We start from the raw sequence: 14,038 nt of genomic DNA on the forward strand, positions 1-14,038 counted from the left end.
CGATGAACAAAATTCAAAAAAATAATTTTCAAAAAATTAAATTTAGAAAAATTTCAAGTTTCTTTTTTGGTGCTTGCAAAAAAATTCAAACAGAAAAATTACAAGGCGATTTTTTCGCTTTATAATTTTTTAAAAGAGCAGATATTAAAAATTTAAAATTCTTTTTTGTCTGCTCGCAGTAAAAAGAAAAAGCGAAAAATGAAAAATATCAAGAGAATAATTTTAAAAATTTTTCAAGGGACGAAGAAAAAATTTTAAAATCTCTTGAAATTTTTTAAGCGAACGAAATAAAAAATAAAAATTAAAATTTTAAAATTGCAATAACTAAAATTTTAAAAATGAAATTTCTAAAATTCAAAAATCAAAAATTTATGATGAACAAAATTCAAAAAAATAATTTTCAGAAAATTAAAAATTAAAAATTTGTGATGATGAAAATTAAAAAATCGTAAATTCAAAAAGTTAAAAATTACTTAAAACACAAAAATTTAAAAATAAAGATGATAGAAGAAATAAGAAAGATCATTTAGTCAAAATAGATCAAAAACTAGGGGATTGGGGTCTTCCCCAAAATTATATTATATTTTTTCGCATTTTGTGGACACAAATGCTACGCTTGCCACAGTAAATGAAAAAAAAGGGCTAAATTTTACCCTCGTTATTGACTAAATTTGACCAATAACTCCGATTAAGTTTGATTTATTTTGACTAATAGGTTCTTCATTTTGATTTATTTTGACTAATTCGGAAAATGAAATTTCTAGAAATTAGAAAATCAAAAATTTTGGAAGAGCAAATTTAAAAAATAGAAATTTCTAAAATTAGAAAATCCAAAATTTGTGATGAACAAAATTCAAAAAATGAAATTTCTAAAATTAGAAAATCAAAAATTTGGGAAGAACAAATTTAAAAATTAGAAATTTCTAAAATTAGAAAATCAAAAATTTAGGAAGAACAAATTTAAAAATTAGAAATTTCTAAAATTAGAAAATTAAAAATTTGAGAAGAGCAAAATCCAAAAAATGAAATTTCTAAAATTAGAAAATCAAAAAATCATGATAGTAAAATTCAAAACAAAGTAGAAAATAATTTTAAAAAATTTTTAGGAGGATAAAATGGTAATCACAAAAGTTTTTCAAATTAAAAAAGAGGATAGATTGAATACTGCATTAAATTATATAAATAATAAAGAGAAAATAAATTCATTTAGTGAAAAAGAATATAATGATATTCTTCAGAAAAAAGTAAACTATATTATAGATGAAAATAAAACTTTAAAATCAAAAAACAAATATATTGATTCAGTTGATATGTTTATAAATGAAAATGGGGAAAAAGAATTAGTTTCTGCATATGGTATAGCATATATTGAAACTGCATTTTACGAAATGATGTTGACTAAAGATGAAGCAATTTATCGAAATATAAATCGTCAGGGAAATAAAGATGATGTATTAGCTCATCATATAATACAATCATTTTCTCCAGAAGACAATTTGAATCCTGAAGAAGTTCATGAAGTTGGAAGAAGAACTGTAATTGAATTAACAAATGGTGAACACGAATTTCTGATAGCTACACATTTAGACAAAGAGCATTTACACAATCATATAATTTTTAATTCAACAAATAATGTTACTTTAAAAAAATTTAGATGGCAGAAGGGAACAAAAAAATCTTTAGAAAATATTTCAGATAAGCATGCTGATCTTTTTGGAGCAAAAATAATTGAAAGAGAAAATATTATTGATCATAAAAAATATGAAGCATATCGTCAAAAAAATTCTTACAGATACGAGATAAAAAATAAATTGAATTTTTTAATAAAACATTCAAACTCATATTCTGATTTTAAAGAGAAAGCAAAATTATTGAACATTAAAGTTGTTGATGGGAGAAAAGAATTAAGATATAAATTATTAAATAGTTCACAAGAAAGATTTATCAGAGATAGAAGTTTGTCTAAAAAAGGAAATTATTCTAAAGAAAAAATTGAAATAATGACTAAAGCAAATGTAGATAAACACCCTAAAGAAAATATAGTAAAATTATATGAAATACATAAAAAAGAAATAGAAGATAATTTTGATATTAGATTTTTCATAGAGCCTTGGCAAATTTCAGAAGAAACAAATCGTGGTTTATATGTTAATGTTGAGTTTGGTTTTTTAAATAGGGGAACAGTATTTGTACCCCATAATAAATTAGAAAAAAGAGATGATTACTATGAAGCATTTATAAAGAGAAATGACTTTTTTTATTTTGTAAATCCACAAAAATCAGAAGATAACAAATTCATAAAAGCTACAACATTTGCTAAACAGATTTCTATTCAAAATGGAGAAGCTGCAATTTATAAAAATTATAATGTTAATGCTTTAGACAGATTGTTAGAAGAATTTTCATTTTTATCAAAAAATAATGTGACGGGTTATAGTACTTTTGTAGATTTTCAAAATAGATTACAAGATACATTAGAGAAAACACAAAATGAATTAAATAGATTGGATTCAAGAATTGCAGAATTAAACAAAGTACATGCCTTGTTATTAAAAAATGAAAAATCTAATCAATCTAATAAAGTTGTAACTGATATTTTTAAAAAATTAAGAATACCTAAAAATACAAATAGAAAAGAACTTGATAGATTGTTGAAAGAAGTAAGACAAGAAAGATCAATTTTAAATTCAAAATTCAATAGTATAGTGCATGAATATAAATATGCAAAAGATATTGAGAAAAATGTCGAGGTAAGAAATAAAAATATAATTGAAAAAAGGGAAATTGGCAGAGAGAAGAAATTGTAGCATAATGTAATTTACAAAAGAATTAAGAACAAAAGATTTTATTTTTTGTATGTGCATAATAAAAAGAGCGTATTAATTTACGCTCTTTTTTTGTGTTTTAATAAAATTTGAATTAATCTATAATATATAACGCTTTGTGTTTATCGTCAAATTCATAGTATTTCAATTCACTGTGCATGTTTCCGTAATTTATGAAATCTTGTAAATTTGTAATGTTTTCATCGTCCATTAGTGATTCGATTTGTTCAAGAAACTTACTTAAAAGTAAATCTTCATAATTCAAAATATGTTCAAAATACAAAGCTTTTTTTTCTTCTTCAGTAAATTTTGATAATTCTTCACGATTACAAAATTCATTGTAATCTTCACCTATAACTAAATCTAAATCTCCGCTCATTTTTTCTAAATATCTAACTAATTCGTCATCTGTGATAACATCGTAAAAATTTTCTTCATAATTTTCTGCTATAAAATTTTCAACTTCCAAATTATCATAATCAACTGCATAGCTTTCAAATATACGTTTTATATCGAATCCAGCTAGCGTGATTTTTTTTGAATTTTTGTTTTTGAATGTTAATGTATATAATTTCATTTTAATTTCTCCTAATATATTAATATTTACTTTTTTTGAAAGATAAGTTATAATATATTAATAAAACATTTAAAAAATTGTTTTATCATTGGTGGTTAGTACCTTTTCAGTTTGGCGACTCAGAGGTGCTAACTTTTTTTTTATTTATTTCTTATCTTTATAATTATATTATATACGATAATGCGTATAAAGTCAAGTGTTTTTATAAACTTTTTTTTATTTTTTTTTCTCTTTCTTCTATCAATTTTTTAAATTCTTCAACATCTTCATCAGCCATAGTTTTTATAAAATTTCTAGCTGTAGAACGTTTATTTATATAATTTTTTCTCTCTCTATTTTTTTCATCCCATTTTTTAATTGCTTTTTTTTGTGCTTCTGATAATTTACTATTCATAATGTGTAATCACTCCTATTTAAATAATATTGTAAAAATTTGAATAATTAAAGTTAATATTAAAATTATAAAAGTTATCTTTTGTATTTTATTCATTTTCATAATATAATAAACGATGTACCAAGCAATCAGCCAAACGGCTGATTGATGGTCATTTGAAGTAATTTAAAAGAGCAGTTATTAAATTGATTATCGCTATTGTCAAGTTGATTAGTTGAATGTAGTTATTTTCTTTTTGTGACTGCTCTTTTTTTCTTCTAAGTCTTTTACGACTCATCGTGTTCTCCTTTCTTTTTTAGTATTCTTCATCTCTAACCTTTATAATTATATTATATACGATAATGCGTATAAAGTCAAGTGTTTTTGTGAAGTTTTTTATTATTTACAAATATAGTTTATAAACGATTGTAGATTTTAAGTTTGAAAAGATGTGTATTTGTAGCGTATCCTTTTTTATATATTATTGTTTTCTGCTTTTTTTTTGAGATATTGAAAGGAGAAAAGTGATAATAATTACATATTAAAAATGTTTTTTTGCGATTTTTGATTGATTTTTAAGCTTATTAATGTTATATTAAAAAAAAGAATTGAAAGGGGAGAGGGTTGTATGGCTACTAAAAGTTTTACGGATAGTATTAAATTTAATCAAAAGTCAGCAGATAGTTTAATTAAAGCGTTAAACAAGGACCGTAAACCTGTCAAAATCGAAACTAATGTCGAAGTAATTAGAGATGTTAGTATCTTAGATAAAATAATTAATAAAAGAAAGGTTGAAGAATGTCGTTAATTTTAGTAGGTTTACAGGATTTGTTAGAAAAATATACAATAGAACAAGTGAAATCTACATTATTACGATTTAAAAGTATTCCCCATCAATCTGGAGAGATTAACGATGTGGAGTGCTTTTTACATTCAAAAGCTATTCAATTTGAAAATATGACCCTATCAACAACTTATCTTGTTTTTGATGAAATTGATGGTGAGTTTATGTTAGTTGGGTATTTTTCAATAGCAAATAAACCCTTGACAATGAGTAAAAAGAATTTTAATAAGTTAAGCAATAATCAAAAAAGAAATTTAACAAAAAGTGGAACAAGAACTGAATCAGGAGATTATATAATAAATAGTTATTTAATAGGTCAAATAGGGAAAAATTTTGCACCAGAGGCTGCAGCTAGTAATGTGACAGGTACTGATATTTTAAAAGAAGCGTATAAAATGGTGTTAAAAGCTAAGAAAATAATTAACGCTAGATATGTGTGGTTAGAATGTGAGGACAATTGTAAAATATTGAATTTTTATAAAAAATTTGGTTTTTACGAAGTAGATGGTTATATATCAGGTAACGGTTTAAGAGTTATGATTATGAAACTATAAAAATACAGTTATTAATAATTTAATAATAAAAGAACAACTCATTTTGAGTTGTTCTTTTTTCTATAAAAACTTGATTTTAGTGGTTCTATAATGATATTTTCTATTGATTGCTAAATTTAATTTGTATTATTTAAAGAGTATAACGTGTCTTTCAGAAATAAGTTCTTATTTTTGATTGACACTTTAGAAAATATATGATACATTTGTAATACAAGTATTACAAATTATTGGAGGAGAATATATTTATGACAACATTATCTTTTAGAGTTTCAGATGAAGATAAGAATTTAATAAAGAATTATGTAAAAACAAATAACTTGAGTTTATCAAATTTTATTAGAGAGTCCATTCTAGATAGAATTGAAGATGATTTAAAAATAGATGAAGAAAGAATTTTGGAAGCTAAGAAAAATGTACATAATAGCGAAACATATACTTTTTCTGAATTATTTGGAGATTTAAATGAATAATAATCACTATGATATATTGTTTACAGAAGAATTTAAAAAGTCATTGAAAAAGCTGGATAAGCAAAATGTGAAACTTATAAGAAATTGGATTAGAAAAAATTTATTGGATACAAATGATCCTAGAATAAAGGGAAAGGCGCTCGCAGGTAATTTAAAAGGTGTTTGGAGATATCGAGTAGGAGATTATAGATTATTTGCTACAATAGAAGATAATAAATTTATTGTGTTTTTATTTGAAGTAGGGCATAGAAAAGACTCAGAAAACACCTAGAAGCGAGATTAAACACGCTAGACAACTAAAACAAGAATTTGAAGAGATGGAGAGAAAACAAAATGACAACAATTAAATTTGACGATTATCTAGCAGAACAACTCAAAGATGACAACTTGAAAAAAGAATTTGAGGAATTACAAGTACGATCAAAACAAGCAATTGCTATTATTTTGGAGCGAGAAGCATTAGGATACAGTCAGCGAGAACTAGCAGAATTAGCCCAAGTGCCCCAAACTACCCTTGCACGGATAGAAAAAGGGGCTAATACAAGTATCGCAACATTAAGTAAAATAGCTCGTGCACTCGGAAAAGAGTTAACTATCAGTTTCACATAAAAAAAGACAGGAGGAGCGTCCTGTCTTTTTTTGTATACAAATTAATGAAAGTTTTACCTTTTAGAGTTTTTGAGATATTAGAAACGGAATTTTGAGAGTAAGTATATTTGACAACATTTAAAAAAGTGTATTACAATGTATTACATATAATAAAAAATAAGGAGATATATTATGGGAATAGTTTCATTGAGATTGAATGAGAGAGAAGAAAAAATTTTTAATGCTTATTCGGAATTGACTGGAAAATCATTATCTGAATTATTTAAAAGGGCATTAGCAGAAGAAATAGAAGACCAGCTAGACTATGAGTTGGGAATTAAAGCCTTAGAAGAACATAAGAAAAATCCAAAAACGTATAGTATAGAAGAAGTTGCTAAAGAATTAGGTATCGAGCTGTAATGTATAAACTTGAAATTGATAAACAAGCATTAAAGCAATTGAAAAAGTTAGATAAGCCAGTAGCAGAGATGATTGTTAGATGGCTTTATAAAAATGTAGATGGTATAACTGACCCTAGAATCAGAGGAAAAGCATTAATTGGTGACAAGCAAGGTTTGTGGCGTTATAGAGTAGGTAATTATAGAGTAGTTTGTGAAATTATTGATGATAGATTGATAGTATTAGCATTAGGTGTTGGTCATAGAAGAAATATTTATTAGTAATTTTGTAAAACCTCTTGATACTACGTACTTATACGTGGTATAATATATATGTCAGGAGGTAATAAATATGCCAATGACACAAGAAGAAATGGTTAAACTCTTAATTTCAAAAGGATTTAGTAAAATTAAAGGTGGAAAAGGTTCACATATTAAAATTACTAAAAAAGGATTAAGAAGACCAATAATAATCCCAAAAGGAGAACTTAGAAAGGGAACTGAAAGGGGAATTTTGAAAGAAGCAGGGCTTTTATAAGCTCTCTTCTAATATATTATGGAGGTTGTAATATGTTAGTAACGTATCCCGCAATATTTTATTATAATAAAGAAGAAGGTTATTATATTTATTTTCCAGATTTAAAATCGAGTGGAACACAAGGTAGCAATATTTCAGAGGCTGTTGATATGGCAAGCGATTATTTAGGTATTATGATTTCAAGTATTATAGAAAGTGGAGATATTGTGCCTAAAGCAAGTAAAATAACAGATATATCAGTAATAGAAGATTATCCATTTAAAGATGAAAATGATTTAAAAGATTATTATGATATAGAAGAATCTTTTATTTCATTGGTATATGTTGATCTTACTGAGTATTTTGAAAGTAATAAGTTAGTTAAGAAAACGTTGAATATTCCAAAATGGGCAAATGATCTTGGGATTAAATTAAATGTAAATTTTTCAAATTTACTAACAGATTCAATATCTAAACTTGCAATAAATAGAAATGATTAAGAGAGTTAGTGACTCTCTTTTTTTAAATGATATTTGTTATTAAATAGTGTATTATTAAGATCCAAATAAATATTTTTTGAAGTAGAAATAAAATAGTATAAGAGATAAATAATGAGATATTAAAAGTAAGTGCAACATTAAATGAAAATGATTTAAGTATACTGGAATTATTATTTGATGATGTATTAATTCAAGAATAAAGTAAATAATGAGGAAATTATGGTAATTAAAACAGAAGATAAAGTAAGAGATGAAGCAAAGATAATTTTAAAGTTCGATGAAGATGAAAAGAACACTCAACAAGGAACAGGGCAAATAACCACTTTTAATCAATTAGGGTTTAAAGGTATTAATGATAAACCTGATGGTTGGTATTTACCTAACAATGTTAGTGAACCTGCAATAATATTAGAAACAAAATCATCAGATAAAGATTTAAGTAAAAAACCTATAATAGATGAATTATTTAAGAATATTGATATAATTTCTTCTAAATACAAAAATACGATAGGTATTTTGTATAACGGTGAAGATGTAGTAGTATTCAAAAATAAAGAAGAAATAAAAGTTGCTAAAACTCTACAAGAAAAACAATATTATTTAGATTTATTTAAGTTGGATTTTGTAGATAAAGGTAAGATATTTACTGTAACTAAGCGTATAAATGATTTATTACATTTCAAATTTGGAATAAAAAACTTATACCATAGAATGATATTTACAACTTCTGCATTAGTTGTTGAGCGTTTTGGTGGTAATTTAAATGCTATTAAAGATAATGGGTATGAACCATTTAGAAACAAAATCTTTGATACTTTAGCAAAATCATTACAAGAACATAGACAACAAAATTTAAAAATTGATATTTTATTAGAAGTATACAGTAAAATAAAAGTAAATATAGTTGAAAATCAAGAGGATATAAATACATTTATAGATTCTATTATCGAAATTTCGAATTCTGTAAACTCTGATAACTGGAACGGTGAAGATGTAATGGGGATTTTCTTCAACGAATTTAACAGATATAAGAAAAAATCTGAAAGTGGTCAAGTATTTACACCAGAACATATCACATCTTTTATGTATGAATTAATAGGTGTAAGTTATAATGATAGAGTATTAGACGCTACTTGTGGAAGTGGGGCATTTTTAGCTAAGGCAATGTCTAATATGATTAGAGAAGTTGGCGGAAATAATACAAAAGAAGCAGAGGACATAAAACAAAATAAATTATTTGGAATTGAGTTCGATAGAGAAATATTTGCTTTAGCTTGTGCAAATATGCTTATTCATAAAGACGGAAAAACTAACTTAGAACATTTAGATACTAGAGAAGAAAAAGCGTGTAATTGGATAAAATCAAAAAACATAACTAAAGTTTTAATGAACCCACCGTATGAAAGAAAATATGGTTGTAAGAAAATAGTAGAAAATGTTTTAACAAATGTTCCTGCTGGTACAAAGTGTGCATTTATTTTACCAGATAAAAAATTAGAAAAAGATAAAATGCAAAAATTATTAAAGAAACATACTTTAGAAATGATTGTAAAACTTCCAGAAAATTTATTTGATGCAGGTGTAACAACAAGTATTTTTGTGTTTGAAACTGGAAAACCTCAAGATAGCAAAAAAGTATTTGCATTCTATATAGAAGAAGACGGGTTAGAAAGAGTAAAAAATCAAGGTAGACAAGATATAAAAAATCGTTGGAAAGATATAGAAAAATATTGGTTAGAAGTGGCTCATACAAGAATAGATGAAAAATATAATACTCATCAGTGGTTAAATCCAGAAGAAAATCTATCATACCAAAAACCACAAAAAGAATTTGAAATATTTGAGGAAGATTTTAAAAAGACAATACTAGATTACATTATGTTTGAACAAAATATAGATGTAAAAGAGTTTAATGCAAAATTGCTGGATAATGTATTGTACAAATCAAATATAGAAGATAATAAATTAATTTTAGATTTAGGTGATGTAAATGAAGAAAATTAATATACAAGATTGGAAAGAGTTTAAAATAGAGGAGCTATTTTCAGTAAATCCTACAAAAAATCATAAAGTAACAAATAAAGATTTAATGCATGAAAACGGTGCTAATCCAGTAGTAGTAAATTCAAGCTATAATAATGGTATAGGCGGATATACCAATTATGAGAATACAGAATTAGGAAATGTTATAACATTTAGTGATACAACTAATGCAGATAGTATATTCTACCAAGAAAATGATTTTGTAGGATATTCACATGTTCAAGTATTAAAACCTATTAAGTATAATGAAAAGTGGAATAAAGAGTGTTTAATATTTTTCACAGCAGTATTCAAGAAAAAAGCTAAGCTAATGAATTTTGATTATGTTAATAAATTTACAAGAGATGACGCATTAAAAATAGTAGTAAAATTACCTATTGATAATAATGGAGAACCCGACTGGAAATATATGGAGAGCTACATAAAACAGCTTTACGCTAGAGAGAGAGTTCAGACTATGTTACAACTTATGTAGAAAAATCAAAATCTCATATGATTGATATAACAAAATGGAAGAAATTTCAAATAAGTAGCCTTTTTCAAATTAAAAGACCTGCCCCTAGAAGTGTAAAAAAGTACAATGACGGAAGTATTCCATTTGTATCTTCTGGAAACTATAATAATGGGGTTGATAGTTATCGTATGCCACTTGATAATGAGTTATTAGAAAAGGGAAACTGTATAACTGTTAGTCCAGTAGATGGAAGTACTTTTTATCAACCTACTGATTTTTTAGGAAGAGGTGGAGCAGGTTCATCTATATTATTACTGTATAATGATAAACTAACAAAATATACAGGTTTATTTTTAGCAGCGATAATAAGAGGTACATTAACAAGGAAATATCAATATAATGACATGGGTTCTTCGGAATCAATAAAATTGGAATATATAAAACTACCAGTAAATATTAAAAATGAAATTGATTGGGAATATATGGAGAGATACGTAAAACAGCTTTACGCTAGAGAGAGAAAGTTCAGACCATGTTACGACTTATTTAGAAAAAACAAAATCACATAAGATTGATATAAAAAAGAAGCTTCAAAAACTATAACAGCACATATGAAATTTGATTGTAATATGTATATTCACCCATTCCAAGCTAAAGGTTTGACCCCAAGAGAAGCTGCTAGGATTCAAAGTTATCCAGATTCTTATTTCTTTTTAGGCGTATACAAAAACCTATATGCAAATTGGAAATTCTGTTCCACCTCTTTTCGGGAACATAATGGCAAAAATTATAAAAAAAGTTTTGAACGGAAGCTATTCAATTTGAAAATATGAATTTAATAATAAAAGAACAATTCATTTTGAGTTGTTATTTTTATTTATGTAAAAAGGAGGATTTTTTCTATAAATATTTAAATATTATTAATTAACATACATTTTTAACCCTTTTTAGTAAATTTATATTTTTTGGGAGAATTAAATTAGTAGAATAAAATATATATTCTATTCCCTTTGCAGGCTTACTTACTGAATAATTTAGATATACTTGAGATTTTCCACCAGGATATCTTAAGAGCATGAGTTATTAACAGATTCAATATCTAAACTTGCAATAAACAGAAATGATTAAGAGAATTAATGACTCTCTTTTTTTTAGGGAAAAAAAGACAAAAAAAAAGACTTGTTTTACAAGACTAAAATTTTATTAATGAATTGTTTATTGTTTAGATTTTGAATACGAAAAAATATACGAGTTTATATTTTTGTAGTGGTCTGTTATGGTATTGAAATTTTAAAAATGCTATATTTTAGACTTTTAGAGCTTGTAGTGGTCTGTAGTGTAATTGATGTGTATTTTTTGTTGAAATACTGTTACTATGAGGTTTGTAAATAAACAGTAGCAATATAAATTATGCTTCAAAAATATATAGAATTATCATAAAAACGACGAAAGTCGTTTTTATTTTGTAAGTGAAGTAATAGAATTTTTTATTTACAATATTTTCTTCATTTAAAAATTATTCTATGATATAATAAGAGATAAATTATGTAAAGTTAGACTAATATGAGGAAAAAAATGAAAAAATTAAAAATTTTAGCTTTAGATAAAAAGTTACCTAGTCATGAACAGGTATTTTTTGCACTCTTATTAACATTCGTATGTGGTTTTTTTGATTCATATACTTTTGTAAATTATAATGGACAATTTGCTAATGCACAGACAGCTAATATAATTTTAATAGGCATGGAACTATCTAATACAAATTATAAAGAAGCTTTAAGATATGTTCCCCCCGTCGTAGCATTTATAATGGGAGTCTTATTTAACGAATATATAATGAATAAATTTAAAGACATATCAATAGCAAGATATATTAACTTATCGTTATTATTACAAACTTGTATGTTGATATTCGCATATTTAGTGCCAAAAATTTGTTTTATAAATACTGTGCCATTAATAATTTCATTTGTATGTGCTATGCAATTTGATTCCTTTAGAAGTGTTAATAAAGTTCAATTTGCTAGTATTTTTTGTACTGGAAATCTTAGATCTGCAACAGAACATGTATTTAGATATTTTTACAAAAAAGAAAAGAAATCTAGTGATATGTTTATGATATATGCTTCCTTGTTATTATCATTTATTGCAGGAGTAATTACAGGTGGGATATTATCTAAGTTAATGGGTCACCATGCTATATTGTTAGCAATATTAGTGTTTATAATTAATTTAAGTGGTGCTAATATACACGAGAAGAATAGATATAGAAAGATTGATGTGTAGGTAAAATTATGTCAATAAGAGTAATTGAAAAATTTCGTATGTATTTAGAGAATAAAAAATTATCAAAAAATACGATAGATTCATACATTTTAGATATAAGTAAAGTTAATAAATATTCAGTAAAAAAAATATTAGAGAACTTTACAACAAATACAGAAGATGTGAATAGTTATCTTTTTATGTTAAAGAAAAAAGGTTATAGCACAACAACCATACGTAGAAGTCTATCCACAATAAACGTATTTAATAAATTTCTATTTGATGAAAAAATGATAGCTTATACTGCAAAAATGGATTTACCTTTTGATAAAAACCTAGAAAAAAGTGATGAAGAATTTGTTATTTTTACAAGAGAAGAGGTTTCAGAAATATTAGATTTTCAATCGGAAGATATTTTTTCATTAAGAGATAAAGCTATATTTGAGCTAGTGTATTCAATTGGTATAAAACCTACAGATTGTATAGCTTTAAATCGTGAAGATTGCAATTTTAGCATAGGTTATTTAAAATATAAGAAAGATAATATTTTTCATACAATCCCTCTGAATAAGGAGACTTTGGATGCAATTTCTAAATATTTAGCAAAATTAGAAGATTTAGGGATTAATCATGAAAAATTATTTTTATCTAATAAAAAAGAAGCACTAAGTAGACAAGGTTTATGGAAAATTTTTAAAAAACGTCAAAATGCCTTGGATTATAAAAAAGACTTATCACCAACCACATTTAGAAATTCTTTAGCTATTCATTTATTAGAAGATGGGATAGCACTTGAAGATGTGAAAGAATTATTAGGACTTAGGAGTATTAACGCTTTGAAACCGTATTTAGATAGATTAGAAACTAGAGGTATAGCTAGAGTGTTAAAAAATCATCCTAGAAATAAAATAAGGTAGAGCAATATGTATAAAGTTAATTTAGAAGTATTTCAAGGACCTTTAGATGTACTCTTACATTTAATAGAAAAAATGGAAATAGATATACATAATGTAAAAATCTCACAATTGACAGAAGAATATTTAGATTATATAAAGTCGCTGGATAAAATTTCTATAGAAAATGCAGAAGAATATATAGTAATGGCTGCCACCTTAATCCACATAAAAAGTAAAAAATTACTTCCACAACATGAGGAAGTTTATGTTGAAGAAATAGAGAATGAAGAAGAATTATTTCAAAGACTTATAGAATATAAAAACTATAAAGAAGTTCAAGATATTTTTTATAACATGCAAGAAGAAAGACAAAATTTTGGTGAAAAAGAAAGCCAGGAATTGCTATTAGAATCTAAATTAATGGATATGTCGGCCAAAAAATTACAATTAGCATTTAAGAGAATATTATCTAATAAAAATTTAGAAAAAAAAGCAGAAAATTCCATTAAATATAGAAAAGAACTCTCATTACCAAAAATAAGAGAAGATATAATATATAAAATTACAAATGAAGGCAAAGAATACTTGGACGATCTTTTTTCTTTATATGATACAAGAGAAGAACTAGTAGCTTGTTTTATTTGCATGCTTGGCATGTTAAAAGAAGGTATAATTGACTGTATAGGAGAGGCTAATAATTTAAAAATTATATTATTATAGAGTAGGTGGTGTAG

General features: G+C 25.3%; 20 protein-coding genes. 17 read left to right on the forward strand and 3 right to left on the reverse strand.

The features are described from left to right. The first annotated feature begins 1,115 nt into the window (after nucleotides 1-1,115). A complete protein-coding gene (locus HZY82_RS02880) occupies nucleotides 1,116-2,807 on the forward strand; it encodes a relaxase/mobilization nuclease domain-containing protein (RefSeq protein WP_135156113.1) in 1,692 nt (563 codons plus the stop codon). A gap of 112 nt (nucleotides 2,808-2,919) precedes the next feature. On the opposite strand, the gene HZY82_RS02885 is transcribed toward HZY82_RS02880, so the two are convergent. The 3 genes from HZY82_RS02885 to HZY82_RS06610 form a co-directional block, all read right to left on the reverse strand. Beyond that, nucleotides 2,920-3,402, reverse strand: coding sequence for a hypothetical protein (locus HZY82_RS02885; protein WP_135156114.1), 483 nt, complete (start codon nucleotides 3,400-3,402; stop codon nucleotides 2,920-2,922). A 202-nt stretch (nucleotides 3,403-3,604) separates the two neighbouring features. Then, nucleotides 3,605-3,796, reverse strand: a complete 192-nt coding sequence (locus HZY82_RS02890; RefSeq protein ID WP_135156115.1) for a hypothetical protein — start codon at nucleotides 3,794-3,796, stop codon at nucleotides 3,605-3,607. Between the two features lie 151 nt (nucleotides 3,797-3,947). Then, nucleotides 3,948-4,073 carry a hypothetical protein gene (locus HZY82_RS06610; protein WP_255459276.1) on the reverse strand — a complete coding sequence of 42 codons (126 nt, stop codon included), beginning with the start codon at nucleotides 4,071-4,073 and terminating at the stop codon, nucleotides 3,948-3,950. A gap of 330 nt (nucleotides 4,074-4,403) precedes the next feature. Here HZY82_RS06610 and HZY82_RS02895 point away from each other — a divergent pair, with 330 nt between their 5' ends. The 16 genes from HZY82_RS02895 to HZY82_RS02970 all read left to right on the forward strand — a co-directional run bounded on the left by HZY82_RS02895 (nucleotide 4,404) and on the right by HZY82_RS02970 (nucleotide 14,024). Beyond that, nucleotides 4,404-4,583, forward strand: a complete 180-nt coding sequence (locus HZY82_RS02895; protein ID WP_135156116.1) for a hypothetical protein — start codon at nucleotides 4,404-4,406, stop codon at nucleotides 4,581-4,583. Then, a complete protein-coding gene (locus tag HZY82_RS02900) occupies nucleotides 4,574-5,173 on the forward strand; it encodes a GNAT family N-acetyltransferase (protein ID WP_135156117.1) in 600 nt (199 codons plus the stop codon). Before HZY82_RS02895 ends, HZY82_RS02900 begins: the two co-directional genes overlap by 10 nt. Nucleotides 5,174-5,418: 245 nt before the next feature. Next, on the forward strand, nucleotides 5,419-5,643 hold the full coding sequence (gene relB / locus HZY82_RS02905) for a type II toxin-antitoxin system RelB family antitoxin (protein WP_135156118.1): 225 nt from the start codon (nucleotides 5,419-5,421) through the stop codon (nucleotides 5,641-5,643). Then, nucleotides 5,636-5,914 carry a type II toxin-antitoxin system RelE family toxin gene (locus HZY82_RS02910; RefSeq protein WP_135156119.1) on the forward strand — a complete coding sequence of 93 codons (279 nt, stop codon included), beginning with the start codon at nucleotides 5,636-5,638 and terminating at the stop codon, nucleotides 5,912-5,914. Before relB (HZY82_RS02905) ends, HZY82_RS02910 begins: the two co-directional genes overlap by 8 nt. A gap of 62 nt (nucleotides 5,915-5,976) precedes the next feature. Further along, nucleotides 5,977-6,252, forward strand: a complete 276-nt coding sequence (locus HZY82_RS02915) for a helix-turn-helix domain-containing protein (RefSeq protein ID WP_135156190.1) — start codon at nucleotides 5,977-5,979, stop codon at nucleotides 6,250-6,252. Nucleotides 6,253-6,423: 171 nt separating this feature from the next. After that, complete coding sequence (gene relB / locus HZY82_RS02920; protein ID WP_135156120.1) at nucleotides 6,424-6,651, forward strand: type II toxin-antitoxin system RelB family antitoxin; 228 nt, start codon at nucleotides 6,424-6,426, stop codon at nucleotides 6,649-6,651. Next, nucleotides 6,651-6,911, forward strand: coding sequence for a type II toxin-antitoxin system RelE family toxin (locus tag HZY82_RS02925; RefSeq protein ID WP_135156121.1), 261 nt, complete (start codon nucleotides 6,651-6,653; stop codon nucleotides 6,909-6,911). The genes relB (HZY82_RS02920) and HZY82_RS02925 overlap by 1 nt, the downstream gene beginning before the upstream one ends. Nucleotides 6,912-6,987: 76 nt before the next feature. After that, nucleotides 6,988-7,167 (forward strand): type II toxin-antitoxin system HicA family toxin, encoded by a 180-nt coding sequence (locus HZY82_RS02930; RefSeq protein ID WP_228098224.1) that lies wholly within the window; start codon nucleotides 6,988-6,990, stop codon nucleotides 7,165-7,167. A 32-nt stretch (nucleotides 7,168-7,199) separates the two neighbouring features. Continuing rightward, nucleotides 7,200-7,646, forward strand: coding sequence for a type II toxin-antitoxin system HicB family antitoxin (locus HZY82_RS02935; RefSeq protein ID WP_135156123.1), 447 nt, complete (start codon nucleotides 7,200-7,202; stop codon nucleotides 7,644-7,646). A gap of 219 nt (nucleotides 7,647-7,865) precedes the next feature. Next, complete coding sequence (locus tag HZY82_RS02940) at nucleotides 7,866-9,650, forward strand: HsdM family class I SAM-dependent methyltransferase (protein WP_179938597.1); 1,785 nt, start codon at nucleotides 7,866-7,868, stop codon at nucleotides 9,648-9,650. Continuing rightward, nucleotides 9,637-10,164: a restriction endonuclease subunit S gene (locus tag HZY82_RS02945; RefSeq protein ID WP_179938598.1), complete on the forward strand. Its 528-nt coding sequence runs from the start codon at nucleotides 9,637-9,639 to the stop codon at nucleotides 10,162-10,164. Before HZY82_RS02940 ends, HZY82_RS02945 begins: the two co-directional genes overlap by 14 nt. Before the next feature lie 17 nt (nucleotides 10,165-10,181). Then, nucleotides 10,182-10,712 carry a restriction endonuclease subunit S gene (locus HZY82_RS02950; RefSeq protein WP_179938599.1) on the forward strand — a complete coding sequence of 177 codons (531 nt, stop codon included), beginning with the start codon at nucleotides 10,182-10,184 and terminating at the stop codon, nucleotides 10,710-10,712. A gap of 60 nt (nucleotides 10,713-10,772) precedes the next feature. Further along, on the forward strand, nucleotides 10,773-10,976 hold the full coding sequence (locus HZY82_RS02955) for a DNA cytosine methyltransferase (RefSeq protein WP_245174670.1): 204 nt from the start codon (nucleotides 10,773-10,775) through the stop codon (nucleotides 10,974-10,976). A gap of 742 nt (nucleotides 10,977-11,718) precedes the next feature. Beyond that, complete coding sequence (locus tag HZY82_RS02960; protein WP_167753217.1) at nucleotides 11,719-12,429, forward strand: YoaK family protein; 711 nt, start codon at nucleotides 11,719-11,721, stop codon at nucleotides 12,427-12,429. Between the two features lie 8 nt (nucleotides 12,430-12,437). Next, nucleotides 12,438-13,325: a tyrosine-type recombinase/integrase gene (locus HZY82_RS02965; RefSeq protein WP_135156127.1), complete on the forward strand. Its 888-nt coding sequence runs from the start codon at nucleotides 12,438-12,440 to the stop codon at nucleotides 13,323-13,325. A 6-nt stretch (nucleotides 13,326-13,331) separates the two neighbouring features. Next, the gene (locus HZY82_RS02970) at nucleotides 13,332-14,024 is read left to right on the forward strand and encodes a segregation and condensation protein A (protein ID WP_179938601.1); all 693 of its coding nucleotides are present in this window, start codon (nucleotides 13,332-13,334) and stop codon (nucleotides 14,022-14,024) included. The last annotated feature ends 14 nt before the right edge of the window (nucleotides 14,025-14,038 follow it).

The sequence above is a fragment of the Gemella sp. GL1 genome, assembly GCF_013415365.1.
Taxonomy (GTDB): domain Bacteria; phylum Bacillota; class Bacilli; order Staphylococcales; family Gemellaceae; genus Gemelliphila.

Excerpts from the sequence above, each read along its gene's own strand:
- HZY82_RS02925 (WP_135156121.1), top strand. The coding sequence starts at position 6,651 with ATGTATAAACTTGAAATTGATAAACAAGCATTAAAGCAATTGAAAAAG.
- HZY82_RS02965 (WP_135156127.1), top strand. The coding sequence starts at position 12,438 with ATGTCAATAAGAGTAATTGAAAAATTTCGTATGTATTTAGAGAATAAA.
- HZY82_RS02930 (WP_228098224.1), top strand. The coding sequence starts at position 6,988 with ATGACACAAGAAGAAATGGTTAAACTCTTAATTTCAAAAGGATTTAGT.
- HZY82_RS02960 (WP_167753217.1), top strand. The coding sequence starts at position 11,719 with ATGAAAAAATTAAAAATTTTAGCTTTAGATAAAAAGTTACCTAGTCAT.
- HZY82_RS02915 (WP_135156190.1), top strand. The coding sequence starts at position 5,977 with ATGACAACAATTAAATTTGACGATTATCTAGCAGAACAACTCAAAGAT.
- HZY82_RS02935 (WP_135156123.1), top strand. The coding sequence starts at position 7,200 with ATGTTAGTAACGTATCCCGCAATATTTTATTATAATAAAGAAGAAGGT.
- HZY82_RS02880 (WP_135156113.1), top strand. The coding sequence starts at position 1,116 with ATGGTAATCACAAAAGTTTTTCAAATTAAAAAAGAGGATAGATTGAAT.
- HZY82_RS02900 (WP_135156117.1), top strand. The coding sequence starts at position 4,574 with ATGTCGTTAATTTTAGTAGGTTTACAGGATTTGTTAGAAAAATATACA.
- HZY82_RS02945 (WP_179938598.1), top strand. The coding sequence starts at position 9,637 with ATGAAGAAAATTAATATACAAGATTGGAAAGAGTTTAAAATAGAGGAG.
- HZY82_RS02895 (WP_135156116.1), top strand. The coding sequence starts at position 4,404 with ATGGCTACTAAAAGTTTTACGGATAGTATTAAATTTAATCAAAAGTCA.
- HZY82_RS02950 (WP_179938599.1), top strand. The coding sequence starts at position 10,182 with ATGATTGATATAACAAAATGGAAGAAATTTCAAATAAGTAGCCTTTTT.
- HZY82_RS02940 (WP_179938597.1), top strand. The coding sequence starts at position 7,866 with ATGGTAATTAAAACAGAAGATAAAGTAAGAGATGAAGCAAAGATAATT.
- HZY82_RS02885 (WP_135156114.1), bottom strand. The coding sequence starts at position 3,402 with ATGAAATTATATACATTAACATTCAAAAACAAAAATTCAAAAAAAATC.
- relB (WP_135156120.1), top strand. The coding sequence starts at position 6,424 with ATGGGAATAGTTTCATTGAGATTGAATGAGAGAGAAGAAAAAATTTTT.
- HZY82_RS02970 (WP_179938601.1), top strand. The coding sequence starts at position 13,332 with ATGTATAAAGTTAATTTAGAAGTATTTCAAGGACCTTTAGATGTACTC.
- HZY82_RS02910 (WP_135156119.1), top strand. The coding sequence starts at position 5,636 with ATGAATAATAATCACTATGATATATTGTTTACAGAAGAATTTAAAAAG.
- HZY82_RS06610 (WP_255459276.1), bottom strand. The coding sequence starts at position 4,073 with ATGAGTCGTAAAAGACTTAGAAGAAAAAAAGAGCAGTCACAAAAAGAA.
- HZY82_RS02890 (WP_135156115.1), bottom strand. The coding sequence starts at position 3,796 with ATGAATAGTAAATTATCAGAAGCACAAAAAAAAGCAATTAAAAAATGG.
- relB (WP_135156118.1), top strand. The coding sequence starts at position 5,419 with ATGACAACATTATCTTTTAGAGTTTCAGATGAAGATAAGAATTTAATA.
- HZY82_RS02955 (WP_245174670.1), top strand. The coding sequence starts at position 10,773 with ATGTATATTCACCCATTCCAAGCTAAAGGTTTGACCCCAAGAGAAGCT.